This is a genomic window from Alcaligenes faecalis (assembly GCF_041521385.1).
In the GTDB taxonomy this organism is placed as follows: domain Bacteria; phylum Pseudomonadota; class Gammaproteobacteria; order Burkholderiales; family Burkholderiaceae_B; genus Alcaligenes; species Alcaligenes faecalis_E.
This window is the reverse complement of sequence record NZ_CP168006.1, coordinates 2,525,492-2,549,156: the sequence shown is the minus strand read 5'-3', so window position 1 is coordinate 2,549,156 and position 23,665 is coordinate 2,525,492. Positions and strand designations below refer to the sequence as shown.

Genomic DNA, 23,665 nt, shown 5'->3' with positions numbered 1-23,665 from the left:
CAGGCAGACAAAGCCTGCATCCAGACGGGGCTGCAGCCCCCTTAGCATCGCGTATTGTAAGCACAAAGCCGGCTGACAAAAAACGAATTGGCCATCCGAGCCGAACTAACCTTTTGGCAAGTCCAACAAGGCCGCTTCCGGCACTCCCGTCCGTCCCAGTGCCTGATCGATGGCACAGAGTACGGTTTGCGCCGAAGGAGGATGTCCGCGCTCGCCCAAGCTGGCGGTATAAGCCGAACCTTCCAAAGGAGTGCGTACGGGGGTCGAAGCCTTATAGATACCAATAGTGGGGCGCCCCAAACCGGCTGATAAATGCGTCAAACCACTGTCCAGACCCACCATGACTTGCGCACCGGCCAATTGCAAGGCGATCGGTGTCAAATCCATTCTTGGCATGACCTGCGCCTGACGGCGACCGGCAATCAGTGCCTCGGCGCGTTCGGACTCGGTAGGGCTGCCTGCCAGCAAGCGCAGTGCCATCCCCTCGCCTTGCAGGCGGTCAAAGACCTGCTGCCAGTTCTCCGGCTCCCAGAGCTTATCGTCGCGGCTGGCCGAAGGCATGATGATGGCGTAAGGATTGTCATCCTTGGGTGCTTGCGCCACCAAACCCTGCAAGCCAAAATCGGGCGCGCCTTCAAACTGATAGCCGAAGGCGGAAGCAGCCAAGGTACGCTGACGGAAAACAGCAGGTTGCCAAAAACCGACGCGATGACGAACATCGTAGAATAACGAGGCCAGCGGTTCGCGCGCGGATTTCCAGTCCAGGCCATGACGACGGCCTTTCGTCTGGCGCACCAGCCAGATGGATTTCATCAGCGCCTGCATATCCAGCACCACATCATATTGGCGCGATTGCAGTTGCGCACGCAAGGCGGCGCGTTCCTGGCGCGTCTGGGTTGACCACCATTGTTTGCGCCAGCGCCGATGCGCCACCGGAATCACTTCATTGACTGCCGGGTGCCAACTCGGAATCTGAGCAAAGCTCTCTTCTACGAGCCAATCAATTTGTGCACCGGGCACATGGCGTGCAATGTCCGAGATTGCTGGCAGCATATGCACCAGATCTCCCAAAGAGGACGTACGCACAATCAGTATCTTGCAAGTCATGGGCGAATTATAGTGGTGGGCGCGCTCAATCAAACAAAGATACGGAAAAATATCCATCAGCTCTACTTCTGACCGTCAATAGCGATCAGGCATAATAAGGCTGCCTATTTTCTGGACCGGAAACATGATTGATCTCAAACAGATCGAAGCCTTTGTATGGGTTGCCGAGCTTGGCGGTTTCCGGGCGGCTGCCGAAAAACTCAACACGACCCAACCGTCTATTTCTCAGCGTATTGCCGGACTGGAGTCCAGCCTGGAACTACGCTTGTTCGATCGGGGCGCCCGGGGCATCAAACTGACCGACAAAGGTCAGGAACTTTTATCGCACGCACAGCGCATGCTGGATTTGCGCACCGAGATGCTGCGCGCAGCCAAAGAACAAAACGCCATTCGCGGCCTGCTACGCCTGGGCGTCGCTGAAACCATCGTCCAGACCTGGCTACATGAGCTGATCGACAAGCTGCATCAGGAGTACCCTTCCCTGATCATTGAGATCCACGTAGATACCACTAGCGTGCTGCGCCAGCAACTGGCCAGTTTCCAGATTGATATGGCCATGATCGTGGGCGTGGGCCAAGACCCCAAAGAGCAATGCATTCGACTTTGTGCTTATCACTTAGCTTGGGTTGCCAGCCCCGCATTGAAGCTGCATGGCCGAAAAGTCAGTGTTTCAGAGCTAGGGGTTTACCCTGTAATTACCTATCCCTCGGGTAGTGTTCCCTACCTAGCCACACGCGAAGCACTGCTGCGCGCCGGCGTCAAATCTCCCCGTATTTTTGGCAGTGCATCCCTGAGCACCATCGTACAAATGACACGCCACGCCATGGGTCCAAGCGTACTCGCACCGGACGTCATAAAAGACGAGCTTGCCGAGGGAAAACTGCGTCTTTTGAAGGTCGATCAGCCGCTGCCAGCAATCGAATTTTTTGCCTGTTGGATGGACTCGCCGGACAGCCATATTGCCCGCGTCGTCGCCGATCATGCACAAGCGATCGCCCAACAATACGTGCAATCCGATAAGCAATCTTTATAGCCTTGGATTCAAACATACGATTGGACACACATTATCCAATCGGTTGCAATCCGATGCTGTGATCAACCCCCCTTTTGTGCGAGTGGTCATTCATGAACCTGCAAACCCTGCCTGTGTTGGCGCCCGAGGCCCAAAAGTGCCGCGAGCTGATCCGTCAAGAAACCCATACTGGTCCTACTGCAGGGCTGGCGGCAGGCTATGTGCAAGCCAACCTGATGATCCTCCCCAAAGACTGGGCCGACGAGTTCCTGCTGTTTTGTCAGCGCAACCCCAAACCCTGTCCGTTATTGGCCGTAACAGAACCCGGCCAGTTTCAGGTGCCGACCCTGGGTGGCTCGATTGATCTGCGCACGGATTTCCCGCGTTACCGTGTCTGGCAGAACGGCGAGCTCAGTGCCGAGCCACTGAACCTCGAAGCAGTCTGGCGCGATGATCTGGTGTCCTTTCTGATTGGCTGCTCCTTCTCGTTTGAAGAGGCACTGCTGGCCGACGGAATTGATGTGCGCCATATCAGCGCAGGTGTCAATGTGCCTATGTATCGCAGCTCGATTCAGACACAGGGTACGCAGCGCCTGTCGGGCCCCTTGGTGGTTTCGATGCGCCCCATGCGTGCTGCCGATGCCATCCGCGCCATTCAGATCACCTCGCGCTTTCCGTCCGTGCACGGTGCTCCGGTTCATATCGGTGACCCGTCCCTGATTGGAATCAGCGACTTGCAACAACCCGACTATGGCGATGCCGTGCCAGTCGGGGCCGACGAATTACCCGTTTTCTGGGCTTGCGGCGTCACCCCTCAAGCCGTTGCAGCCCAGGCCAAGCCGCAGTTTTGTATCACGCATGCCCCTGGCCACATGTTGATTACTGATCTACCCAACACACGGCTGGCCGCGCTTTAAGCAAGATTTGACTGGTACCCCCGGTCGCCCCTTTGGTTTCAATATGCAGCCCCTGCAAACCGGGAGCGCACTCTATCAACCATACAGCTGGACCGCTATTAGGAGCACCTTATGAAAAAAATCGTACTGACCTCCCTGGCTTTAGGCTCGCTGGCCCTGGGCTCTGCCGCCATGGCTCAGGAACTGCCCAAGACTTCCCTGAAAGTTGTCGGTGGCTTGAGCAACCTGACCGCCTACCAGAATACAGAGCAGCCCTTCTGGAGCAAGAAAGTACCTGAACTGTCCGGTGGCCAGATCACCGCTGATATCAAGGGCTTTAACGATATGGGCCTGAAAGGGCCAGAAATCATGCGCTTGATCGGCCAAGGCGTGATTCCCTTTGGTACGGCTACCCTGGCCTACTTCGCCAGTGACAACTCCATCAACGAAGCGATCGACCTGGCTGGCCTGGCTCCCGATATCGAAGTGGCCAAGAAGCTGACCGACGCATTCACTCCTGCTTACGAGCAGTTCTACGCCAAGAACAACGTCAAGGTACTGGGTTTCTCCACCTATCCTGCCCAGGTTCTGTTTTGCAACGGCAACTTCAATGGCCTGAGCGATCTGAAAGGCAAGAAAGTGCGTACCAGCAGCCGTACACAGGCTGAATTCGTTCAAGCCCTGGGTGGCAACAGCGTCACCATTCCATTTGGTGAAGTGGTTCCAGCCTTGCAAAACGGTGTGGTTGACTGCGCCATTACGGGCTCCATGTCCGGCTACTCGGCCAAGTGGTACGAAGTCAGCTCCAAGCTGTACGAAATGCCCATCAACTGGAACCAGCAGATCCACGCTGCCAACCTGGGCTCCTGGAACAAGCTGGACCCCAACGTTCAAGAGTTCCTGGCCAGCAACATCAAGACCATGACCGAAGAGATCTGGGCTGCCGCTGCCAAGGAAACACAGGAAGGTTATGACTGCAACACCGGCGCCGATGCTTGCACACAGCCGGTAAAAGGCAAGATGACTCTGGTCAAGCCAACAGACGCTGACCGCGAACTGCTGAAAAAAGTCATGAGCGAAACCGTGGTACCCAAGTGGGCCGAGCGCAGTTCCGCTGACACCGTGGCTGCTTTCAACACCAACCTGAGCCCGATCCTGGGCTTTGAAGCCAAGAAGTAAGCTGACTTGATGTCACTGCCAGGCGGCGCTCCTCCTCGCGCTGCCTGGCGGCCCAGCCCCTGGGCCCCCCTGTCTTCAGGGCCTATCATCCATTCACATGCTCCCTGAACCCTATACGGGTTAGACGCCATGGAAAATACCGAAAAATTCGCCATGCTTAACCGCCTGCTGGCTGGTGCTACCCATCTGTCGCGCTATGCCATCTGGTTTGCTGGCAGCCTGACTTTGCTCAGTGCCCTCTACATCACGGCCGATGTCCTGTTTCGCAAGTTCACCGGACGCTCGCTTGGCGGCTCCGATGAGCTCTCTGGCTATGCCTTTGCCATCAGCATCTCCTGGGCCTTGTCCTTTGCTACCTTGCAACGCGCCAATATCCGTATCGACGCCATCTACCAACATCTGCCCGTGCGCTTGGCTGCCCTGTTGGACTGGATTGCCCTGGTCGCTCTTTCGGGCTTTATTGTGTATCTGACCCTGTATGCCACCAGCGTGGCCGACATTTCCTGGACCAATCAGTCCACGGCCAACACGGCAATGGGCACTCCCTTGTGGATTCCCCAGTTTCTGTGGGTGGCAGGCCTGCTCTGGCTGTGCGTAGTCTTGGCACTGATGCTGTTGCGCTCCAGCCTGGCGTTGATTACGGGCGATCTGAAAGCCATCCAGAACCTGTGCGGTATTCGCAGCACCCAGGAAGAAGCCCTTGAAGAAGCCGAGGCCGGCCAACGCATGGTCCACGGAGACACCAAATGATTAGTACCGCACTGACTCTCCTGCTCGTTCTAATCGGGCTAAGCATCCCCGTGGGCGCAGCCCTGGGGGTTCTGGGCCTGATTCTGGACCCGCTGTATTCCATGTTGCCACTGACCGGCGCCTTGGGTGAAATTTCCTGGGGCACCAGCAACGAGTTCCTGCTGGTTGCCATCCCCTTATTCATCATGCTGGGCGAAATCCTGCTGCGCTCCGGCATGGCTGAACGCATGTACAACGCCATGAGTCTGTGGCTGTCCTGGCTGCCCGGTGGCCTGATGCACGCCAATATCGGTGCCAGCGCCCTGTTTGCCGCCACCTCCGGCTCCAGCGTGGCAACTGCCGCCACCGTGGGTACCGTGGCCTTGCCACAGATCAAGAAGCAAGGCTATAACGAGCCCCTGTTTCTGGGCAGTCTGGCTGCTGGCGGTACCCTGGGCATTTTGATTCCGCCTTCGATCAACCTGGTGATCTACGGCGTGCTGACCAACACTTCTGTGCCCAAGCTGTATCTGGCCGGCATCATCCCCGGTCTGGCCATGGCCTTGCTGTTCATGCTGACGATCTCCGTGGCATGTACCGTCAAGCCAAAATGGGGCGGCACCAAGGTCACGGCCTCCTGGAGCCAGCGTTTTGTCAGCCTGGTACATCTGGTTCCACCACTGGGTATTTTCTTGCTGGTGGTCGGCTCGATTTACGCCGGTGTCGCCACCCCGACTGAGGCCGCCGCCTTGGGCGTGGTCGGTGCGCTGCTACTGGCTATGTTCTCGGGCCGCATGAGCTGGAAAATGATCAAAGAGGTGCTGGAAGGCACCATGAAATCCACTGCCATGATCATGCTGATCGTGATCGGTTCCGCTTTCCTGAACTTTGTCATGTCCGCTACCGGCCTGACCACGGCGATCACTAACGCCATTACCGGCCTGGGCGTCTCGCCTATCACCATGCTGCTGATCATCGTGGTGTTCTACCTGGTACTGGGCTGCTTCATGGAAACCCTATCCATGATGATCACCACCATCCCGATCGTGGCTCCCATCATGATTGCCCTGGGCTTTGACCCGGTATGGGTGGGAATTGCCATCATTATTCTGGTGGAGGTGGCGCTGATCACTCCGCCTGTTGGTCTGAACCTGTTTGTGGTCCAGAGCCTGCGCAAGAGCGGCAGCATGAACGACGTCATGCTGGGTAGCCTGCCTTTTGTGATCATGCTGCTGTCCATGGTCGGTCTCTTGACCATCTTCCCGGATCTGGCTCTGTGGTTGCCACGCCTGTTCGGTTAATCCAATCTGTTTTTGAGTAAACGAGTACTGCTATGCGTTTGACGTTTGAACTGGCCCAGGCCACCCACACTGAAATCATCGAAGCTGACCTGCAGCACTGCATCGTGGCCGGTTGGGCTGGCCGCGATTTGGCTGCCATCGAGCACCACATTGAAGAGCTGGCCGAACTGGGTGTGCCCCGACCAAGCGCCGTGCCTTTGTACTACCGCATCGCCGCCAATCAGATGATCCAGGATGCCGACATCCAGGTCGTTGGTACCGGTTCATCTGGCGAGACCGAGGTGTTTGTGTTCAATCACCAGGGCCGCCTGCTGGTCAGCCTGGCCTCGGACCACACGGACCGTGTGCTGGAAGCCCACAGTGTGGCTCTGTCCAAGCAGATCTGCGCCAAGCCTGTCGCCCGTGAAGCCTGGCTGTTCAGCGACGTGGCCGAGTACTGGGACGAGCTGATCATCCGCGCCTACATTCAGGAAGACGGCAAGGAAGTCCTGTACCAGGACGGTCCTTTGTCCACCCTGAAAAACCCGCTGGAACTGATCGAAGGCTACTTCCAGTCCACCACCATGCCTGAAGGCTTTGGCATGACCTGCGGTACGGTCGGCGCCATCGGTGGCATTCGTCCTGCAACCCAGTTCACCATGGAACTGTATGACCCCCGCCGCGAACGCAGCATCCGTCATACCTACGTGACTGAAACTCTGCCTGAAGTAGCCTAAACTGGCCCAGCCCGCCCCACCCATTTCTTTTGCGAGTGACCCATGCTAGCGACTATTACCGAACTGCAACGTGCTCTTGATCGTGGCGAAACCACCTCGGTCGAACTGACCCAGCAAGCCCTGGACCGCATCCAGGACGAAAGCCGTGACGGCGCTGCCACGTTCATCGAAGTGTTTGCTGAACAGGCTCTGGCCGCCGCCAAGGCCTCCGACATTTTGCGCGCTGCTGGTTTGAGCCGCTCGCTGGTGGAAGGTCTGCCCATGTCGGTCAAGAACCTGCATGACATCGCAGGCTACATCACCCTGGGTGGGTCAGCGGTACTGAAAGATGCGGAGCCGGCTGAACGGCACGCCACCATTGTGGAGCGCCTGCTGCGCGCCGGTGCCATTCTGATCGGCTCCACCAATATGACCGAGTTTGCCTTCTCCGGTCTGGGCATCAACCCCCATTACGGCACACCGCGCTCGGTCTGGGACCGGGACAATGCCCGCATCCCTGGTGGTTCGTCCTCCGGTGCCGGGGTCGCCGTTGCCCAGGGCATGTCGGTGTTCTCCATTGGTACCGACACCGGTGGCTCCATCCGTATTCCTTCGGCCTTTAACGGCCTGACCGGCTTCAAACCCACTGCCGAGCGTGTTCCCAGCGAAGGCACCATGCCTTTATCGCGCAGTCTGGACTCCAATGGCCCTTTGGCAGCCTCGGTAGAGTGCTGCGCCATTGTGGACTCCATCCTGACCGACCAGCCTTACGTGCCCGTGGCAACGCCAGCCCTGGACACCTTGCGCCTGGCCGTGCCCAAAACCTTTGTCTTTGACGGCATTGATGAGACCGTGCGCGCCGCCTTTGACCGTGCCGTCACCCTGCTGCGCGAGCAAGGCGCCGTGGTTGAAGCAATCGACTTGCCCGAGTTTGACCAACTGCCGCAGATCAACCGCAAAGGCGGCTTTGTCTGCGCCGAAGCCTGGTCCGTACATCGCGACATCCTGCAAGACAAGGGCGAGCAGTACGACCCTCGTGTAGCCTCCCGTATCTTGCGCGGCAAGGACATCGACTGCGCCGACTACATCGAGCTGCAAGACATTCGCCAGGCCTGGATCAGCGCCGTGGAAAGCCGTCTGGAACGCTACGATGCCGTTCTACTGCCTACCGTGCCGGTCGTTGCTCCCCGCATTGCCGATCTGCAAGCTTCGGACGACGTCTACTTCGCCACCAACGGTCTGGTCCTGCGCAATCCTACCCTGATCAACTTCCTGGACGGTTGTGCTTTGTCGCTGCCTTGCCACGCGGCTGATGAAGCCCCTGTGGGCCTGATGGTAGCCGCTCCCGCCTACCACGACGAGCATCTGCTGGCGGTAGGTGCAGCAATCGAACGGGTATTGCCCCTGCGCAAACACTAATCCGGTAAGATTTACGTTCGTTCCAGGACGGCCACCCGGCCGTCCTTGTGCTTTTCGTCAGGAGCCTGTCATGAGCACACCCCAATCCTCCTCTCTGCCCCAGACTATGACACCCGCAGTCTTTCCCTTGGCGGGGGTGCTCATTCTGATTCTTTCATCCTGGGCTCTGTCGGGTCTGGATGCCAGTGGCAAATGGATCATGGGCTTTGGTGTGCCCCTGCTGGTGATGTGCTGGTTTCGCTACGTCGTCCATCTGATACTGGTCCTGGCGCTGGTCTTGCCGGTCAAAGGCCGCAAGATCCTGCGCAGCTCCCGGCCCAAAGCACAAATTCTGCGTGGCACAGTGATGATGCTGTCCACCTTTTCGTTTTTCAGTGCGTTGAGCTACCTGCCTCAGGCCGAAGCCACCTCCATCAACTTTCTGGCCCCCTTGCTGGTACTGTCCGTCGCGCCCTGGATTCTGAAAGAGCCACCACGCATCAGTCGCTGGGTGGCGGCAGGGGTCGGCTTTCTGGGCGTACTGATCATCATCCGGCCCACGGCTGGTCTGCACCCATTGGGCGTGATGTTCGGTTTGATGACCGCCTGTATGTTCGCTACGCAATTTATCGCCACACGCCGCGTGGCCGTGGATAACTCGCTGACCACCCTGATCTGGAGTGGCGCCGTAGGCAGCATCTGTTTGACCATTGCCTTGCCCTTTCTGCTGCCCGCCGCCCTGCCTGCCCTGAAAGAGCTGAGCTTTTTCCAATGGTTGATTCTGATCTCGACCGGACTATGGGGCTGTCTGGGCCATCTGCTGCAAATCCAGGCCTATCAACGCGCTTCGGCATCTTTGCTGGCCCCGTTTGTGTATCTGCAAATTGTGGCCGCAGCTGCGCTGGGATGGCTGATCTGGGGGCAGTTCCCCGATGTCTTTACCTGGATCGGCATTGCCGTGGTGTGTACCAGCGGCATTGTGATTGGGACTTTGGAGTGGCGGCGCCAGAGCAGAGCTGGCGCCTGACCCCTGCAGGACTTAGCGAGACTGCCAGCCCTGCACAAACACCGCGACGGGCTGGCGCTTGGAACCGGCTTTTTGCAGTTCCAGCAAACGTAGCACCCCTTGTCCACACGCCACATCAATACCTTGGGCACTGACGCTCAGAACCTGACCCGGTTCTGCAGAATGCTTCTGCTCTACGGCCTGAGCGCGCCAAACCTTCACTGGCTGCTCCAAACCGGGCAAGGACAGGGTGGAGCCAGGGACCGGGTCAAACGCGCGAATACGGCGCTCCAGTTCCTTGGCAGGCTGGCTTAAATCCAGCACTGATTCCGCCTTGGACAGTTTCTCGGCATAGGTCACGCCTTCTTCTGGCTGGGGAGTCGCCTGCAAGGTACCATCACGCACTTGCTGCAAAGCTTCCAGCAAGGCCTGTGCACCTAGCTGCGCCAAATCGTCATGCAGGGTTGCGGCACTGTGATCCTCGCGAATCGCCAACTCGCTGCGCACCAGCATATCGCCGGTATCCAGGCCTTCATCCATCTGCATGATGGTAATGCCCGTGGCCGCATCACCCGCCTGAATCGCACGCTGAATCGGTGCCGCACCGCGCCAACGAGGCAAGAGACTGGCGTGAATATTGAAGCAACCGTAGCGCGGCAGCTCCAAAGTCCACTTGGGCAAAATCAGGCCGTAGGCTGCCACCACCATCAGATCCGGCTGTAAATCCAGCAAGGTCTGGTGGGCCTGGGCGGCTTCCTCGGGATACTTGCCATCCAGACGCAAGCTATGCGGCTGCAGCACCGGGATATTGGCGCTCACAGCGGCTTGCTTGACCGGGCTGGGACTAAGCTTCATGCCACGGCCAGCCGGACGGTCTGGCTGCGTCATGACCAAAGGAACATCAAAGCCCTGCGCTAACAGGGCTTCCAGGGCGATACGGGCAAAATCCGGGGTGCCGGCAAAAACAATACGCATGGCGACTATTGCCCTGCCTTCAGTGCTTCACGCTGCTGCTTGCGCAGACGACTGCGGATACGCTCACGCTTGAGCACGGACAGGTATTCCACAAATACCTTGCCATCCAGGTGATCCAGCTCATGCTGAACACACACGGCCAGCAGGCCATCGGCTTCTTTCTCGTACCACTCGCCTTTTTCGTTCTGAGCCTTGAAGCGAATATTGGCGGCGCGCTCAACCTTGTCGTAGGTATCAGGCACGGACAGGCAGCCTTCTTCGTAGACCTGCAGCTCTTCGCTTTTCCAGGTGATTTCCGGGTTGATCAGCACCAGCAACTCATTACCGCTTTCGGACACGTCAATAACCACCACCCGCTCGTGCACGTCAACCTGGGTTGCGGCCAAGCCTACGCCGGGCGCGTCATACATGGTCTCGGCCATATCCTTGACCAGTTTGCGAATACGGTCATCGACCTCCTGCACGGGTTTGGCAACCGTGTGCAGACGTGGGTCAGGGAACTTAAGGATAGGAAGCAAAGCCATTGTCATGTCCGAAGAAAAAGCGATAAGTCGATATAATAAAACAAGTTTCAGGGCGGCACCCGGCACCACACCCAGCCCTGACAGCAAAGTGGCATTCGCCCTGGATAAACGCGTCCGGGACACCCCACCTCAAAAACGGTTTCGTGCCACACTACCTTATGCCTCATTATTTTAGCTCGGGTGAAACCTTGGATGAAATCTCGGAAGAATTGCGTGCCTGGTTACGCCTGTCGCTGGAACCAGAGCTTGCGCCTGCCCAGGCCCGGCAACTACTGGCCGCTTGTGGGCTACCGCCGCACATCTATCAAAGCTCCATTCAAACCCTGTCACGTCATGTTCCTGGCGAACTGGCCATCCAACTAAGCCAGGAGCCGCAGGACGAACTACAAGCACACATTGAACAGGCCGTGGAATGGCTCAAACAGCCTGGCCACCATATTGTGACGCTGGCCGACCCGACTTACCCGGCTGCCCTGCTGGATCTGCATGACGCTCCACTCTTGCTGTACGCCAATGGCAATCTGGATGTATTAGCTCACACCGGGCTGGCGATCGTGGGGGCTCGCAATGCCACTCAATCCGGACAGGAAACGGCGACCGACTTCGCCGTCACGCTGGCCTCCAAAGGCTGGTGCATCATCAGTGGACTGGCCAGCGGCATTGATCAGGCTGCACACAAAGGCGCGCTGAAAGCAGGCCTGCAATCGGCCGGCACGATTGCTGTCATGGGAACGGGACTGGATCTGGTCTATCCGGCAGCACACCGCGATCTGGCACATCAGATCAGTGCCCAGGGTCTGCTGCTTAGCGAGTTTCCTTTAGGCACCCGCGCCATGCCCCACCACTTCCCCCGCCGCAACCGCCTTGTGGCCGCCTTGGCCAAAGGAGTACTGGTGGTAGAGGCCGCAAAGCAAAGTGGCTCCCTGATCACGGCCCGTCTGGCCGGAGAGCTGGGACGCGAGGTTTTTGCCATTCCCGGCTCCATTCACTCCCCTCTGGCGCGTGGCTGCCATGCCTTGATACGCCAGGGAGCCAAGCTGGTAGAAAGCGCCCAGGACATTCTGGATGAGCTGGGCAATGTACAGCAGACGTTCAAGCTTGAGCCCAGCAAGCCGTCCAATACCAAGTCTGTTCAACACGACAGCCTGCCAGAAGAACTGCGACCCATACTGGAGCGCATCGATTTCGCTCCCTTGACGCCCGAGCAGTTGCTGCGTCGCACAGGTCTGCTGGCAACGCAACTGCCGGCCGTTCTGGCCGAGCTGGAGCTGGCTGGCTGCATAGAGCCACTGGCAGACGGGCGATTCCAACGCCTCAAGCCATAAGGCCCGACAGGACCACACTCGATCATGGCCTGCTCAGTTCCATCGAAACCCCTGCCACATTGCCTGCTTATAGGGCTGTTCCTAGGGGGCCAGCCCTGGCCTTCAAGAGGTATCATGACGAATACGTAAAGGCCTCCAGGCCCAGCCCCTTACCTTCAGGAAACTTCATGTCATACCCCTCGCGCGTCAAGATTGTGGAGGTCGGCCCTCGGGACGGCCTGCAGAACGAAAAAGAATTCATCCCTACCGACATCAAGGTCGAGCTGGTCAACCGCTTGTCCCACGCCGGTTTTGTGAACGTGGAAGCCGCTTCCTTTGTATCGCCCAAATGGGTGCCACAAATGGCAGACGGCGCGGAAGTGATGGCTTCCATTGACCGTCGCCCCGGCACAATCTATTCCGTTCTGACACCCAATATGCGTGGTTTTGAAGGCGCCCTGGCTGCCAAGGCCGACGAAGTGGTGATCTTCGCCGCTGCCAGCGAAGCATTTTCGCAGCGCAATATCAATTGCAGCATTGAAGAATCGCTGGAACGCTTTGCCCCCGTCGCGCAAGCTGCCAAACAAGCCGGTATGCGCCTGCGCGGCTCCATCAGTTGCTCGTTCGGCTGCCCCTATGAAGGTGCTGTAGCCCCGTCGAATGTATTGAACGTAGGCAAACGCCTGATCGAGCTGGGCTGTGACGAGATCGACGTGGCCGACACCATCGGTGTCGGCACGGCCCGTCAGGTCTACGACGTCATGCGCATGGTGACCGAGCACATTGACCCCATTCATGTGTCCGGCCACTTTCACGACACCTACGGCCAGGCCATCGCCAATATTGTGGCCGCCATGCAGGCCGGCATTCATATTTTCCACAGCTCTGTGGCCGGGCTGGGCGGCTGCCCCTATGCCAAAGGCGCAACCGGCAACGTCGCTACCGAGGACGTATTGTTTCTGATGCAAGGTCTGGATATTGAAACCGGCATTGATCTGAACGCCGTGGTGGACACAGGGCAATGGATTTCGGCTCATTTGAAGCGCAAATCGGCCAGCAATGCCGGTAACGCCCTGGCAGCCCGCAAACAAGGGGCCGCCGCGTGCTGATGAGCCAAGCCCCCTCGAAAGAGGACATTGACGCCCTGTTAAAGGATCTGGGTTCGCTTCCCATTCAAGGCCGCTCCTGGCCCAAATGGGTGGCGGCCGGTGCCTGGATTGTGTTGGCCCTGATCGGTGTACGTTTCGCGCTGGTAGCCAGCTCCCCACAAGGCGCCGCCATCAGTCCGATACTGGCAGGCAGCTTGGTTCTGCTGTTTACCGGCCTGATTCTGATTGCCTGGCATATGTGGCATGGCATCACCACGATTGACCAGAATGGCATACGCCAGAACTGGATCATGAAGCGGGAAGTGCAATGGCAGGATATCCACTTTGCCAAATTCGTGCCGCTGTTCAACTCCAAGCGCCTGATCTGCTTTACCCGGCGTGGTCGCCCTGTGATTTTTCAAGGCGCCACGCAGGACCTGCAAGTGGCTTTTGCCAAGATTTCGCTGGTATTACGCCGCAAGAGCTAAGTCTCCGAGCTTGTCCCGTACCATTTAGCGTATTGGGGCAAGCTATCCTGAACGTCTCCTATCCGAAAACCGTACGTTGCCGTTAGGCAGACTATCTATCGTCGTACTCCAATACACGGCGATACATACACCAACGGCTCAAGGCAGCCCACATCACCAGGGGACAAAAAACACATCAACGTCATCGCCCCCAGATCGATCCGTCAATAAAAAAGCAGCTCCCCACAGAGAGCTGCTTTTTTTTATCGCGAGTCCTGACAGGCTTAGCGAATAGGCAGACCGTAGATCAGGCCGCCATCCATCCACAAGGCGTTCAGGCCGCGTTCGATTTGCAGCGGGCTACCTTTACCCACGTTGCGCTCGAAGGATTCACCGTAGTTACCGACTTGCTTGATGATGTTGTACGCCCATTTCTCGTCCAGACCCAGATTCTTGCCGGCACCAGGCGTCACGCCCAGCAAACGCTGGATATTGGGGTTGTTGCTCTTGAGCTTCTCGTCCACATTGGCCGCTGTCACATCCAGTTCTTCAGCGTTGAAGCTGGCCTGGATGGACCATTTCACAATGTTCAGCCAGGCATCATCACCCTGACGGACGAATGGGCCCAGTGGCTCTTTGGAAATGATTTCAGGCAGCACCAGGTAGTCGTCCGGATTTTCCATTTTGGAGATACGAATCGAAGCCAGGCCCGATGCATCGGTAGAGAACACGTCACAGCGGCCAGCCACGAAGGCGTTGACCACTTCGTTGAACTGTTCGATCACCACAGGCTTGTACTCAACCTTGTTGGCGCGAGCCCAGTCAGCCATGGTGTTTTCGTTGGACGTGCCTGTCTGCATGCAAACCGTGGCGCCGTTCAATTCCTTGGCGCTGGAAACGCCCAGTTTCTTGGACACCAGGAAACCCTGGCCGTCGTAGAAGTTGATGCCTGCATGGATAGCGCCGACCGCGGTATCGCGCTGCTGGGTCACGGTGGTGTTACGGGCCAGCAAGTCAATTTCACCCGACTGCAAAGCCGTAAAGCGCTGCTGCGAGTTCAAGGGTACGGCCTTGAATTTGCTGGCGTCGCCCAGAGTGGCAGCGGCGACCGAACGACATACGTCGATATCCAGACCGGTCCAGTTACCCTTGTCATCAGGGGCAGAAAAACCGGCAAAGCCGGTGGTCACGCCACACAGCACGTGGCCGCGCTGTTTGACATTGTCCAGGGTGGCGGCCTGGGCAGCAGGCATGCTGGCCATCAAGGCCAGGACTACAGCAGAAACTGGCACAAAGCGCATCGGGCTCTCCTCAAAGATATAAGTATTGACTATTTTCCAGCATAGTACCGCAGCCCGACTGCTACTTGTGTGCATATCTACATGGCTAATTAATCGTAGCTGCGTTGATCCTCGATGACTTTACCATCCCGAGGCAAGGCGCCTGGCTCCACAAACTCCACCTGTGCACGCAGTTTGGTGATTTCACGGATCGAGTCGGCCAACGCACTTTCCAGCCCCTCAGGCCTGGAGGTGACCTCCACCTGAAACACCATCTGATCCTGACCACTGGCACCCCGTACCACCAAGCGAGCCTGACCCAGCTCCTTGTGACGCAGGCGAATCTGCTCCACCTGCCCCGGATGCACAAACATGCCGCGCACCTTGGTCGTCTGATCCGCACGGCCCATCCATCCACGAATACGCTGGTTAGTACGACCGCAGGGAGACTGGCCGGGCATGACAGCGGACAAGTCCCCCGTTCCGAAACGTACCAGCGGATAGTCAGGGTTAAAAGACGTCACCACCACTTCGCCCACTTCACCAGGCTCTACGGGCTGGCCGGTGCCCGGACGCACAATTTCCAGAATCAGGTTTTCGTTAAGCACCAAGCCTTCACGGGCCTGAGTTTCGTAGGCAATCATGCCCAGATCAGCACTGCCGTAGGCTTGATAACCGGCCACGCCGTGCTCGCTGAACCACTTTTGCAAGGAAGGCGGGTAGGCTTCGCCCGAGAACAAGGCCTTGGTCAATCCCGGCAGCGCAATCTGCATGGACTGGGCTTTTTCCATGATGATTTTCAAGAAACTGGGTGTGCCGGTGTAACCATGCGGGCGCAAATCGGCCATCGCCTGCACTTGCTGTTCGGTTTGACCCACACCACCCGGAAACACCGTGCAATCCAGCGCATGCGCGGCGGTTTCCATCATGGAACCGGCCGGCGTGAAGTGATAGGAAAAGCAGTTGAAAATCAGTTCTTCACGGCGAAAACCCGCTGCATACAAGGCCCGCGCAAAACCCCAATAGTCCGGGCGACGGCTTTCGGGCTCGTACATGGGGCCGGGCGAAGCAAACACTTTGCGAGCAGCCCCCCAGGCAATGGAGGAAAAGCCTCCGAACACGGACTGCGCATACTCAGCCGACGGCACACCAGCGCGAGCCTGCTCACGAGCCTCCAGTTGGGCTTTCAGCAGCTCGCTTTTACGAAACACCGGAATGGCCAGCAGATCCTCGCGGCTGCGCACAGCGGCCAGATCCACCGAGTCCAGTTGCCTGGCAATAGCAGGCGCCCCTTTTGCAGCCGCTTGCAACACCTGCGGCAAACGGGACAGTAAATCAGCCTCACGCTCGTCCGGTTCCAGGGTTTCACGCTCGTCGTAATATTCGCTCATCTCTCCTCCAGTGGGATGAATTGGCATTCAAACACTCCCGCGCCCAGCCGACTTCCTGCTCACAAACAGACGCGTGTCGATACCAGGCTGTGCTACCACACCCCGTGTAGCCAGAAGCTGCCCAAAACTAAAAATGTCAAAAGGGGTCAGGGCGGCACCTTGTGTGCATCCCGATCAATGGCCTGCTGATATCGTGAAAATCCTTGAGGGTTAAGCCAGCCAACGCTTTCGTCGTCGATAAAATTTATTGTCTCGAAAGCTCTTGCGCTCGCCCCCGGACACGCCCAGATAGAACTCCTTGACGTCTTCGTTCTCCGCCAAGGCCTGGGAGGGACCATCCATCATGACTCGGCCGTTTTCCAGGATGTAGCCATAGTCGGCATACTTCAGGGCCACGTTGGTGTTTTGCTCGGCCAGCAAGAAACTGACTCGCTCGCGCTGATTCAAGTCACGCACAATCTCGAAAATCTCTTCCACCACCTGCGGTGCCAGCCCCATGGAAGGCTCGTCCAGCAAGATCATGCTGGGGTCGGCCATCAAGGCGCGGCCAATGGCACACATTTGCTGCTCCCCGCCCGAGGTATAGCCGGCCTGACTGGTACGGCGCTGCTTTAGACGCGGAAAATACTGGTACACCTTGTCCAGCTCGGCACTGACGTCCCCACGTGACAAGGAACGGGTATAGGCCCCGGTCAGCAAGTTTTCTTCAATGCTCAAGTGCGCAAAACAGTGGCGCCCTTCCATCACCTGCACAACGCCGCGCTTGACCAGATCAGCCGGAGTCAGTTGATCAATACGTTCGCCACGCAGTTGGATCTGGCCTTTGGTCACATCGCCGCGCTCGGCGCGCAGCAAGTTCGATACGGCCCGCAAGGTCGTGGTTTTACCGGCACCGTTGGCGCCCAGCAAGGCAACAATCCGCCCTTCCGGCACACGCAAGGACACGCCCTTGAGTACCAGAATGACATGGTTGTAAATCACTTCGATGCCATTGACGTCCAACAAGATGGGCGCCTCATCCACTTGGCCTACGGTCTCACTCATAATCTTCCCCACGCAATGCAGTGCCCAGGGCGAACCCTGGGCGCCTGGGTTTAGCCTTCGCAGGTGCGAGGCGTAATTTTCTTCTCAGCGGCGTATTTGGCCGACATTTCCTTGACTAAAGGATCGACATACTTCTTGTCAGACTGATACCAGTCGGACACAACTTCAAACTTGCCGCCGTCCCACTGCACGATACGGGCCCAGTCATCACCCATGTGGTTGCTGCACGAGGTTTTAACGGGACGCATGATGCCTTCAAAGCCCAGCTCTTTCAGACGTGCTTCATCCAGGTTCAGGTTCTCGAAGCCCCAGCGCACTTGTTCGGGCGTCATGTGCTGACCTTTACCGAACTTCTCTTGAGCAGTACGAATCGCCTCAACCTGCATCATGGAAATCATCATGCCGCGAGTATGTGCCAGCGTGCCAACGTACTTGTCTCCGTTTTCAGCGCCTTTGCCTTTGGCATGCATCTCGCGCACGGCGTCATGGACTGGACCATCTGCCGCGCTGTTGTGGATAGTGATGCCCTTGTAGCCCTTGGCGGTCTGACCCAGATCGACCACATCGCTCTCGGAAGCCGCCCACCAAATGCCATAGATCTTGTCGCGTGGGTAACCCACGGCCTGCGCCTCACGGATGGCGGTAGGCGTCATGATCCCGGCACTCCACAACAACACAAAGTCAGGACGGTTTTTACGCACTTGCAGCCAGGTGGATTTCTGTTCCACGCCAGGAGCAGTCACCGGATACAGGTCCAGCTTGAAGCCTTGTTCCTTGGCTCGTGCCTGCAACAGGGCGATAGGCTCTTTACCGTAGGGCGAATCGTGGTAGATCAGGGCAATACGCTGATCTTTCAGCTTGTCTTCGCCCACTTGCTTGGTGATGTCCTGGATCATGACGTCGGCAGCGGTCCAGTAGGTACCCAGCAAGGGGAAGTTCCACTCGAACACGGCACCGTTAGCCGAATGCGACAGACCGTAGCCCATGGTTTCAATAGGGATGCCATCCACAATGGCCTTATCGGTCAGGGCAAAAGTAATACCGGTGGACTGGGTATCAAAACCCGAAGCACCACCACTCTTGCCTTTCATGCGCTCGTAGCACTCTACGCCGCGGTCCGTGGCATACGCCGTTTCACACTCCTCGTATGCCAGCTTGACGCCATTGACACCGCCGTCACGTTCATTGACCAAAGCCAGATAGTCCAGCTTGCCATCCGCCCATGGAATTCCCAGTGGGGCAAAGGAGCCAGTGCGGTAGGTCAGCAGTGGAATGTACTGTTCCTCGGCTGCCAAAGCGGCTGTACTCATGGTCAACATTGCAGCGCAAGCACTCAAACCGAGTACAGCGCGTTTCAGTCGTGTTGTCATCTCCTGGTCCTCCGATAAGTACCATTTGTCTAAGTACCCCGTCCCGATTGGCGGGGCTGTTGTTGTAATAAACTGCCTACCTACTAATGGGGGAAGGGCCACAAACGCAGCTTTTCCTTACCAATACTCCAGAGTCGAGCCAAACCATGCGGCTCCACAATCAAGAAAAATACGATCAAGGCACCGAACACCATGTGCTCAATGTGCGAGGCGGTATCCACGCCGATGGACATACCAAACCAGTGCGGCACGTTGGTCAGAAGCACAGGCAGCAAGACCATGAAAGCGGCACCAAAGAAGCTGCCCACAATCGAGCCCAGACCGCCGATGATGACAATGAACAGCAGTTGCAAAGAGCGAGTCAGGTCAAAAGCCAGCGGCTCCCAGGAACCCAGGTGTACAAAGGCCCACAAGGCACCGGCCACACCGATGATGAAGGAACTGACCGCAAAGGCCGTGAGCTTGGCGTAGACCGGACGGATACCAATCACTTCAGCGGCCACGTCCATGTCACGAATCGCCATCCATTGACGACCAATTGCGCCACGCACCAGATTCTTGGCCAGCAAGGCAAACACCACCACAAAGATCAGTACAAACAAGTACTTTTGCATGGGAGTTTGAACCGGCAAGCCAAACGCGCTCAAGGCTGGCACCGACACATTGCCCGAGGGCGAGTAGTTCGTGAAGAAGGCAATTCGCAGAAATGCCCAGTCCACAAAAAACTGTGCGGCCAAGGTCGTGACAGCCAGATACAAGCCACGAATACGCAAGCTGGGAATACCGAAGGCCACACCCACCAGGGTGGCAAACACGCCGCCCAACAGGATCTGAAACACCAGTGGCAATTCCGGAATACGGACACCAAAGTTCCAGGCGGCGTAAGCACCCACAGCCATGAAGGCACCTGAACCGATGGAAATCTGGCCGCAATAACCCACCAGAATATTCAGGCCAATCGCTGCCAAAGACAGGATCAGAAAGGGGATCAGAATAGCTTGCAGGAAGTAGTTGGATGCCATGGCTGGCACCAGCAGGAATGCCACCAGCAACAAGCCCAACATCACATAGCGATCCTGGCGGATGGGAAAAATCTGCTGGTCAGCCCGGTAGCTGCTTTTGAACTGACCATTTTCGCGGTAAATCATATCGGCTCCACCTCAGACGCGATCAATAATCTTCTCGCCGAACAGACCTTGTGGTCGGAACAGCAGGAACACCAGGGCCAGCACATAAGCAAACCAGATCTCGATGCCGCCACCTACATAAGGGCCCAGATAAACCTCGGACACTTTCTCGCCCACCCCGATAATCAGGCCACCCACAATGGCACCGGGCACCGAGGTCAGACCACCCAGAATCACCACGGGCAAGGCGCGCAACGCGGCGGTCGACAAGGTGAACTGCACCCCGTATTTGGAGCCCCAGATAATGCCGGCTACCAATGCCACCAAACCGGCCACCGTCCAGACCACGACCCAAATACGGTTCAAGGGAATACCAATGGACTGTGCAGCCTGGTGATCATCGGCCACCGCACGCAGGGCGCGGCCCACGTTGGTGTATTGGAAGAAGATGGCCAAGGCGACAACCAGCAAGGCCGCCACCACAGCAGAGCTCAAGTCTTCCAGGCTGACCAGCACACCACCTTCAAACACGGACTCCAGGATGAAAGCTGGGTCTTTAGGCATGCCCACATCAATGGAATACACGGAACTGCCAAACACGATCTGGCCCAAACCATCGAGCAAATAGCTGATACCGATGGTGGCCATCAGCAAGGTCGTGCCTTCCTGGTTGACCAGATAACGCAGCACCCAGCGTTCAATGACCACGGCCAGCACAAACATCAAAATGGCCGAGACAATGAAAGCCAGCACATTGCCCAGGATGCCCGGCTCCATGCCCAGCATCTGCGGTATCCACTGGGACAGGCGGGCCATGGCCAGTGCGGCCACCAGCACCATTGCGCCCTGTGCGAAGTTAAAAACACCCGATGCTTTAAAGATCAGGACAAAGCCCAGCGCGACCAGGGCGTACAACATCCCGCTCATCAGCCCGCCCAGCAAGGTTTCAAGAAAAAATGCCATGTCCGTTCCCCTCAATGGCCAGCGCCAAGATAGGCGCGGATGACGTCCGGGTTTTGTCGTACTTCGTCCGGTACTCCGTCACCAATTTTCTTGCCATAGTCCAGGACCACCACGCGGTCCGAAATATCCATGACCACGCCCATATCGTGTTCAATCAAAACAATCGTGGTGCCGTACTCTTCGTTCACATCCAGAATGAAGCGGCACATATCCTGCTTTTCTTCGATGTTCATGCCCGCCATGGGCTCATCAAGCAGCAGAATGCTCGGTTGCATCGCCAACGCCCGACCCAGGTCAACCCGTTTTTGCAGGCCGTAAGGCAGGCGTCCTACCGGCGTTTTGCGGTAGGCCTGGATCTCCAGAAAATCGATGATGCCTTCTACATACTCACGGTTGCGAATCTCTTCACGCTCGGCACCGCCCAGTCGGAAAGCCTGGGCAAACACCCCGCTTTTCATGTGCAGATTGCGACCAGTCATGATGTTGTCCAGCACACTCATGCCCTTGAACAGCGCCAGGTTCTGGAAGGTACGAGCAATGCCCTGCTCAGCGGTGTGACGCGAGTTCATGCGGGCATAACTCTGGTCACGCAAGACAATCTCGCCTTGTTGTGGTGCATACACGCCATTGATGACGTTCAGCATGGAGCTTTTGCCTGCACCGTTCGGGCCGATGATGGAGCGGATCTCGTGTTCACGAATATTGAACGAGATGTCGGTCAGTGCTTTCACCCCCCCGAAGGACAGCGAAATATTCTTCAAATCCAGTACCACTGGGCCAATGTGACGGCCCGGCATTTGCGCCTCACTCATCATGCGCTCCTTGCTGCTGCGTCTGTCATGCGCTCAATGTGCAGGTCTGCCGAAATGCGACCGCTGCGCCCATCCTCAAACTTCACTTCTGTCTCCACAAACTGCCTGTCCAAACCGTTGAACAGGGCGTCGACCAGAACCTTGTACTTTTGTGCGATAAAGCCGCGACGTACTTTGCGGGTACGGGTCAGTTCATCGTCATCCGGGTCCAGCTCTTTGTGCAAAATCAGGAAGGCGCTGATACGCGAGCCAGCCAGCTTGGGGTCGTTCGCCAGATCCGCATTGACCTGCGCCACACAATCCCGAATCAGGGCATAGACCTCGGGTTTGCCAGCCAGATCGGTGTAACCGGCATAAGGCAGATTGCGGCGTTCAGCCCAGTTGCCCACCGCTTCCAGATCAATATTGATAAAGGCACACACCTCCTCCTGACCATCGCCAAAAGCCACGGCTTCTTTGACGAAGGGGAAGAACTTGAGCTTGTTCTCGATGTACTTGGGTGCGAACAAGGAGCCATCAGCCAATTTGCCCACATCCTTGGCACGGTCGATGATCTTTAGCTGACCATCGGTATCCAGATAACCCGCATCACCTGTGTGGTACCAGCCGTCCTCGGTAAAGGACTCGGCGGTGGACTCGGGGTTGCGGTAGTACTCCTTGAACAAACCGGGGCTGCGTACCTGGATCTCACCGTTATCGGCCACGCGGATTTCCACGCCTTTCACAGGTGGTCCCACGGTGTCGGCACGCACATGACCGTCTTCCTGCACGCAGACAAACACCGAGGTTTCGGTAGCGCCGTACAACTGCTTGAGGTTGATGCCAATAGAGCGGTAAAAGTCGAACAGGTCGGGACCAATGGCTTCACCGGCGGTATAAGCCACGCGCACGCGGCTCATGCCCAGGGCATTACGCAAAGGTCCATAGATCAGGATATTGCCCAGGCCATAGCACAGACGATCCCACATCCCCACGCCAGGGCGCTTGTCCAGAATCTGCACACCCACACGGTGCGCCAGAGACATAAAACGCTTGTACAAGGCGCGCTTCAGGGCACCCGCATCCTCCATCCGAATGGTGACTTGCGTGAGCAAGCCTTCCAGCACGCGGGGAGGCGCAAAGTAATAGGTAGGGCCAATGTCGTGCAGGTCGATGGACACAGTTTCGGGCGACTCGGGGTGATTCACCGTAAAACCCGTGACCAGGAACTGCGTGTAGGAAAACATGTTCTGCCCAATCCAGGCGGGAGGCAGATAAGCCAGCACTTCCTCGGCATCGGTCAGCGACTCCAGCTCCTGAATGGCCAAGCCGCGATCGACCAGCGCGCCGTGAGTCAACACCACGCCCTTGGGCTTGCCGGTGGTGCCGGAGGTGTAGAACATGGCAGCCGCATGGTCAGGCGCAATGGCCTTCCAGATACGACGCACACAGTCCGGATCGCGCGCCAATTGCACGCGCCCCTGCTCCATGACTTGTTCGATGTATTGCAACTGCTCTTGCTGATAGTTGCGCAAACCGCGTGGATCGTCATAGATCAGCGCATTCAGATCAGGGCACTGGTCCCACACTTCCAGCAGTTTGTCGACCTGTTCCTGGTCCTCGACCACCGCCACACGGATGCTGGCATCCAGCAACACATGCAGCATCTCCTGAGCCACTGCATCCTGATACAGTGGCACAGGCACGGCGCCCAGCATTTGCGCCGCCATCATGGCCAGATACAGGCGCGGACGGTTTTCACCGATCACCGCGACGTGCTGACCGTCTTTGACTCCCAGCTCGGCCAGGCCCGCAGCCAGTTGCTCGGCCTGTTCAGCCAGCTCCCGCCACGTCCAGGTCTGCCAGATTCCCAGGTCTTTTTCGCGCATGGCAACCTTGTTGCCGCGCACCTGGGCATGGTGTTCTATCCAGGCTGGGAAGGTGCCGGGTAAACCCGCTACCTGCTCTTTATCCATCCGCACAACCATGTCTCCTCCGAATTTTCCCGGCTTGTTATG

Annotated in this window: 22 protein-coding genes; 11 read left to right on the top strand and 11 right to left on the bottom strand. The window is 57.5% G+C overall.

Annotated elements, in window-relative coordinates:
* Positions 1–105: 105 nt before the first annotated feature.
* A complete protein-coding gene (gene waaC, locus ACDI13_RS11380) occupies positions 106–1,107 on the bottom strand; it encodes a lipopolysaccharide heptosyltransferase I (RefSeq protein ID WP_316989131.1) in 1,002 nt (333 codons plus the stop codon).
* Between the two features lie 124 nt (positions 1,108–1,231).
* On the opposite strand from waaC, the gene ACDI13_RS11375 reads away from it, so the two are divergent.
* The 8 genes from ACDI13_RS11375 (at position 1,232) to ACDI13_RS11340 (ending at position 9,344) form a co-directional block, all read left to right on the top strand.
* Positions 1,232–2,140 carry a LysR family transcriptional regulator gene (locus tag ACDI13_RS11375; RefSeq protein ID WP_316990905.1) on the top strand — a complete coding sequence of 303 codons (909 nt, stop codon included), beginning with the start codon at positions 1,232–1,234 and terminating at the stop codon, positions 2,138–2,140.
* 92 nt (positions 2,141–2,232) lie between these two features.
* Positions 2,233–3,036: a putative hydro-lyase gene (locus ACDI13_RS11370; protein ID WP_316990904.1), complete on the top strand. Its 804-nt coding sequence runs from the start codon at positions 2,233–2,235 to the stop codon at positions 3,034–3,036.
* Positions 3,037–3,147: 111 nt separating this feature from the next.
* Complete coding sequence (locus ACDI13_RS11365; protein WP_316990903.1) at positions 3,148–4,194, top strand: TRAP transporter substrate-binding protein; 1,047 nt, start codon at positions 3,148–3,150, stop codon at positions 4,192–4,194.
* A gap of 129 nt (positions 4,195–4,323) precedes the next feature.
* Positions 4,324–4,944: a TRAP transporter small permease gene (locus ACDI13_RS11360; RefSeq protein ID WP_316990902.1), complete on the top strand. Its 621-nt coding sequence runs from the start codon at positions 4,324–4,326 to the stop codon at positions 4,942–4,944.
* A complete protein-coding gene (locus ACDI13_RS11355) occupies positions 4,941–6,224 on the top strand; it encodes a TRAP transporter large permease (protein ID WP_316990901.1) in 1,284 nt (427 codons plus the stop codon). The genes ACDI13_RS11360 and ACDI13_RS11355 overlap by 4 nt, the downstream gene beginning before the upstream one ends.
* 32 nt (positions 6,225–6,256) lie before the next feature.
* Positions 6,257–6,940 carry a DUF2848 domain-containing protein gene (locus tag ACDI13_RS11350; RefSeq protein WP_372372459.1) on the top strand — a complete coding sequence of 228 codons (684 nt, stop codon included), beginning with the start codon at positions 6,257–6,259 and terminating at the stop codon, positions 6,938–6,940.
* 42 nt (positions 6,941–6,982) lie between these two features.
* Positions 6,983–8,338 carry an amidase gene (locus ACDI13_RS11345; RefSeq protein ID WP_316990899.1) on the top strand — a complete coding sequence of 452 codons (1,356 nt, stop codon included), beginning with the start codon at positions 6,983–6,985 and terminating at the stop codon, positions 8,336–8,338.
* 70 nt (positions 8,339–8,408) lie between these two features.
* Entirely contained in the window at positions 8,409–9,344 is a 936-nt protein-coding gene (locus ACDI13_RS11340) for a DMT family transporter (protein ID WP_316990898.1), read from the top strand.
* Positions 9,345–9,356: 12 nt separating this feature from the next.
* Here ACDI13_RS11340 and fmt read toward each other — a convergent pair whose 3' ends face one another.
* Complete coding sequence (gene fmt, locus ACDI13_RS11335; protein WP_372372458.1) at positions 9,357–10,298, bottom strand: methionyl-tRNA formyltransferase; 942 nt, start codon at positions 10,296–10,298, stop codon at positions 9,357–9,359.
* Positions 10,299–10,303: 5 nt separating this feature from the next.
* On the bottom strand, positions 10,304–10,822 hold the full coding sequence (gene def / locus ACDI13_RS11330; protein WP_316990225.1) for a peptide deformylase: 519 nt from the start codon (positions 10,820–10,822) through the stop codon (positions 10,304–10,306).
* A gap of 158 nt (positions 10,823–10,980) precedes the next feature.
* Here def and dprA point away from each other — a divergent pair, with 158 nt between their 5' ends.
* From dprA to ACDI13_RS11315, 3 genes are all read left to right on the top strand, one after another.
* Entirely contained in the window at positions 10,981–12,147 is a 1,167-nt protein-coding gene (gene dprA / locus ACDI13_RS11325; RefSeq protein WP_316990224.1) for a DNA-processing protein DprA, read from the top strand.
* Between the two features lie 167 nt (positions 12,148–12,314).
* Complete coding sequence (locus ACDI13_RS11320; protein WP_316989382.1) at positions 12,315–13,235, top strand: hydroxymethylglutaryl-CoA lyase; 921 nt, start codon at positions 12,315–12,317, stop codon at positions 13,233–13,235.
* Positions 13,235–13,702, top strand: coding sequence for a hypothetical protein (locus tag ACDI13_RS11315; protein WP_316989383.1), 468 nt, complete (start codon positions 13,235–13,237; stop codon positions 13,700–13,702). The genes ACDI13_RS11320 and ACDI13_RS11315 overlap by 1 nt, the downstream gene beginning before the upstream one ends.
* A gap of 263 nt (positions 13,703–13,965) precedes the next feature.
* Here the strand turns inward: ACDI13_RS11315 and ACDI13_RS11310 are convergent, their stop codons facing one another.
* The 8 genes from ACDI13_RS11310 to ACDI13_RS11275 form a co-directional block, all read right to left on the bottom strand.
* The gene (locus ACDI13_RS11310; protein WP_316989384.1) at positions 13,966–14,982 is read right to left on the bottom strand and encodes an amino acid ABC transporter substrate-binding protein; all 1,017 of its coding nucleotides are present in this window, start codon (positions 14,980–14,982) and stop codon (positions 13,966–13,968) included.
* A gap of 89 nt (positions 14,983–15,071) precedes the next feature.
* Positions 15,072–16,352 (bottom strand): AMP-binding protein, encoded by a 1,281-nt coding sequence (locus ACDI13_RS11305; RefSeq protein ID WP_316989385.1) that lies wholly within the window; start codon positions 16,350–16,352, stop codon positions 15,072–15,074.
* A 210-nt stretch (positions 16,353–16,562) separates the two neighbouring features.
* Complete coding sequence (locus ACDI13_RS11300) at positions 16,563–17,396, bottom strand: ABC transporter ATP-binding protein (protein ID WP_316989386.1); 834 nt, start codon at positions 17,394–17,396, stop codon at positions 16,563–16,565.
* A gap of 50 nt (positions 17,397–17,446) precedes the next feature.
* Positions 17,447–18,715 (bottom strand): ABC transporter substrate-binding protein, encoded by a 1,269-nt coding sequence (locus ACDI13_RS11295; protein ID WP_372373120.1) that lies wholly within the window; start codon positions 18,713–18,715, stop codon positions 17,447–17,449.
* Between the two features lie 134 nt (positions 18,716–18,849).
* Positions 18,850–19,914 (bottom strand): branched-chain amino acid ABC transporter permease, encoded by a 1,065-nt coding sequence (locus ACDI13_RS11290; RefSeq protein ID WP_316989388.1) that lies wholly within the window; start codon positions 19,912–19,914, stop codon positions 18,850–18,852.
* A 12-nt stretch (positions 19,915–19,926) separates the two neighbouring features.
* Positions 19,927–20,856 (bottom strand): branched-chain amino acid ABC transporter permease, encoded by a 930-nt coding sequence (locus ACDI13_RS11285; RefSeq protein WP_316989389.1) that lies wholly within the window; start codon positions 20,854–20,856, stop codon positions 19,927–19,929.
* 11 nt (positions 20,857–20,867) lie between these two features.
* Positions 20,868–21,653 (bottom strand): ABC transporter ATP-binding protein, encoded by a 786-nt coding sequence (locus ACDI13_RS11280; RefSeq protein ID WP_316989064.1) that lies wholly within the window; start codon positions 21,651–21,653, stop codon positions 20,868–20,870.
* A gap of 14 nt (positions 21,654–21,667) precedes the next feature.
* Positions 21,668–23,623, bottom strand: coding sequence for an AMP-binding protein (locus ACDI13_RS11275; protein ID WP_316989063.1), 1,956 nt, complete (start codon positions 23,621–23,623; stop codon positions 21,668–21,670).
* Between the last annotated feature and the right edge of the window lie 42 nt (positions 23,624–23,665).

Excerpts from the sequence above, each read along its gene's own strand:
- waaC (WP_316989131.1), bottom strand. The coding sequence starts at position 1,107 with ATGACTTGCAAGATACTGATTGTGCGTACGTCCTCTTTGGGAGATCTG.
- ACDI13_RS11375 (WP_316990905.1), top strand. The coding sequence starts at position 1,232 with ATGATTGATCTCAAACAGATCGAAGCCTTTGTATGGGTTGCCGAGCTT.
- ACDI13_RS11370 (WP_316990904.1), top strand. The coding sequence starts at position 2,233 with ATGAACCTGCAAACCCTGCCTGTGTTGGCGCCCGAGGCCCAAAAGTGC.
- ACDI13_RS11365 (WP_316990903.1), top strand. The coding sequence starts at position 3,148 with ATGAAAAAAATCGTACTGACCTCCCTGGCTTTAGGCTCGCTGGCCCTG.
- ACDI13_RS11360 (WP_316990902.1), top strand. The coding sequence starts at position 4,324 with ATGGAAAATACCGAAAAATTCGCCATGCTTAACCGCCTGCTGGCTGGT.
- ACDI13_RS11355 (WP_316990901.1), top strand. The coding sequence starts at position 4,941 with ATGATTAGTACCGCACTGACTCTCCTGCTCGTTCTAATCGGGCTAAGC.
- ACDI13_RS11350 (WP_372372459.1), top strand. The coding sequence starts at position 6,257 with ATGCGTTTGACGTTTGAACTGGCCCAGGCCACCCACACTGAAATCATC.
- ACDI13_RS11345 (WP_316990899.1), top strand. The coding sequence starts at position 6,983 with ATGCTAGCGACTATTACCGAACTGCAACGTGCTCTTGATCGTGGCGAA.
- ACDI13_RS11340 (WP_316990898.1), top strand. The coding sequence starts at position 8,409 with ATGAGCACACCCCAATCCTCCTCTCTGCCCCAGACTATGACACCCGCA.
- fmt (WP_372372458.1), bottom strand. The coding sequence starts at position 10,298 with ATGCGTATTGTTTTTGCCGGCACCCCGGATTTTGCCCGTATCGCCCTG.
- def (WP_316990225.1), bottom strand. The coding sequence starts at position 10,822 with ATGGCTTTGCTTCCTATCCTTAAGTTCCCTGACCCACGTCTGCACACG.
- dprA (WP_316990224.1), top strand. The coding sequence starts at position 10,981 with ATGCCTCATTATTTTAGCTCGGGTGAAACCTTGGATGAAATCTCGGAA.
- ACDI13_RS11320 (WP_316989382.1), top strand. The coding sequence starts at position 12,315 with ATGTCATACCCCTCGCGCGTCAAGATTGTGGAGGTCGGCCCTCGGGAC.
- ACDI13_RS11315 (WP_316989383.1), top strand. The coding sequence starts at position 13,235 with ATGAGCCAAGCCCCCTCGAAAGAGGACATTGACGCCCTGTTAAAGGAT.
- ACDI13_RS11310 (WP_316989384.1), bottom strand. The coding sequence starts at position 14,982 with ATGCGCTTTGTGCCAGTTTCTGCTGTAGTCCTGGCCTTGATGGCCAGC.
- ACDI13_RS11305 (WP_316989385.1), bottom strand. The coding sequence starts at position 16,352 with ATGAGCGAATATTACGACGAGCGTGAAACCCTGGAACCGGACGAGCGT.
- ACDI13_RS11300 (WP_316989386.1), bottom strand. The coding sequence starts at position 17,396 with ATGAGTGAGACCGTAGGCCAAGTGGATGAGGCGCCCATCTTGTTGGAC.
- ACDI13_RS11295 (WP_372373120.1), bottom strand. The coding sequence starts at position 18,715 with ATGTTGACCATGAGTACAGCCGCTTTGGCAGCCGAGGAACAGTACATT.
- ACDI13_RS11290 (WP_316989388.1), bottom strand. The coding sequence starts at position 19,914 with ATGATTTACCGCGAAAATGGTCAGTTCAAAAGCAGCTACCGGGCTGAC.
- ACDI13_RS11285 (WP_316989389.1), bottom strand. The coding sequence starts at position 20,856 with ATGGCATTTTTTCTTGAAACCTTGCTGGGCGGGCTGATGAGCGGGATG.
- ACDI13_RS11280 (WP_316989064.1), bottom strand. The coding sequence starts at position 21,653 with ATGCCGGGCCGTCACATTGGCCCAGTGGTACTGGATTTGAAGAATATT.
- ACDI13_RS11275 (WP_316989063.1), bottom strand. The coding sequence starts at position 23,623 with ATGGATAAAGAGCAGGTAGCGGGTTTACCCGGCACCTTCCCAGCCTGG.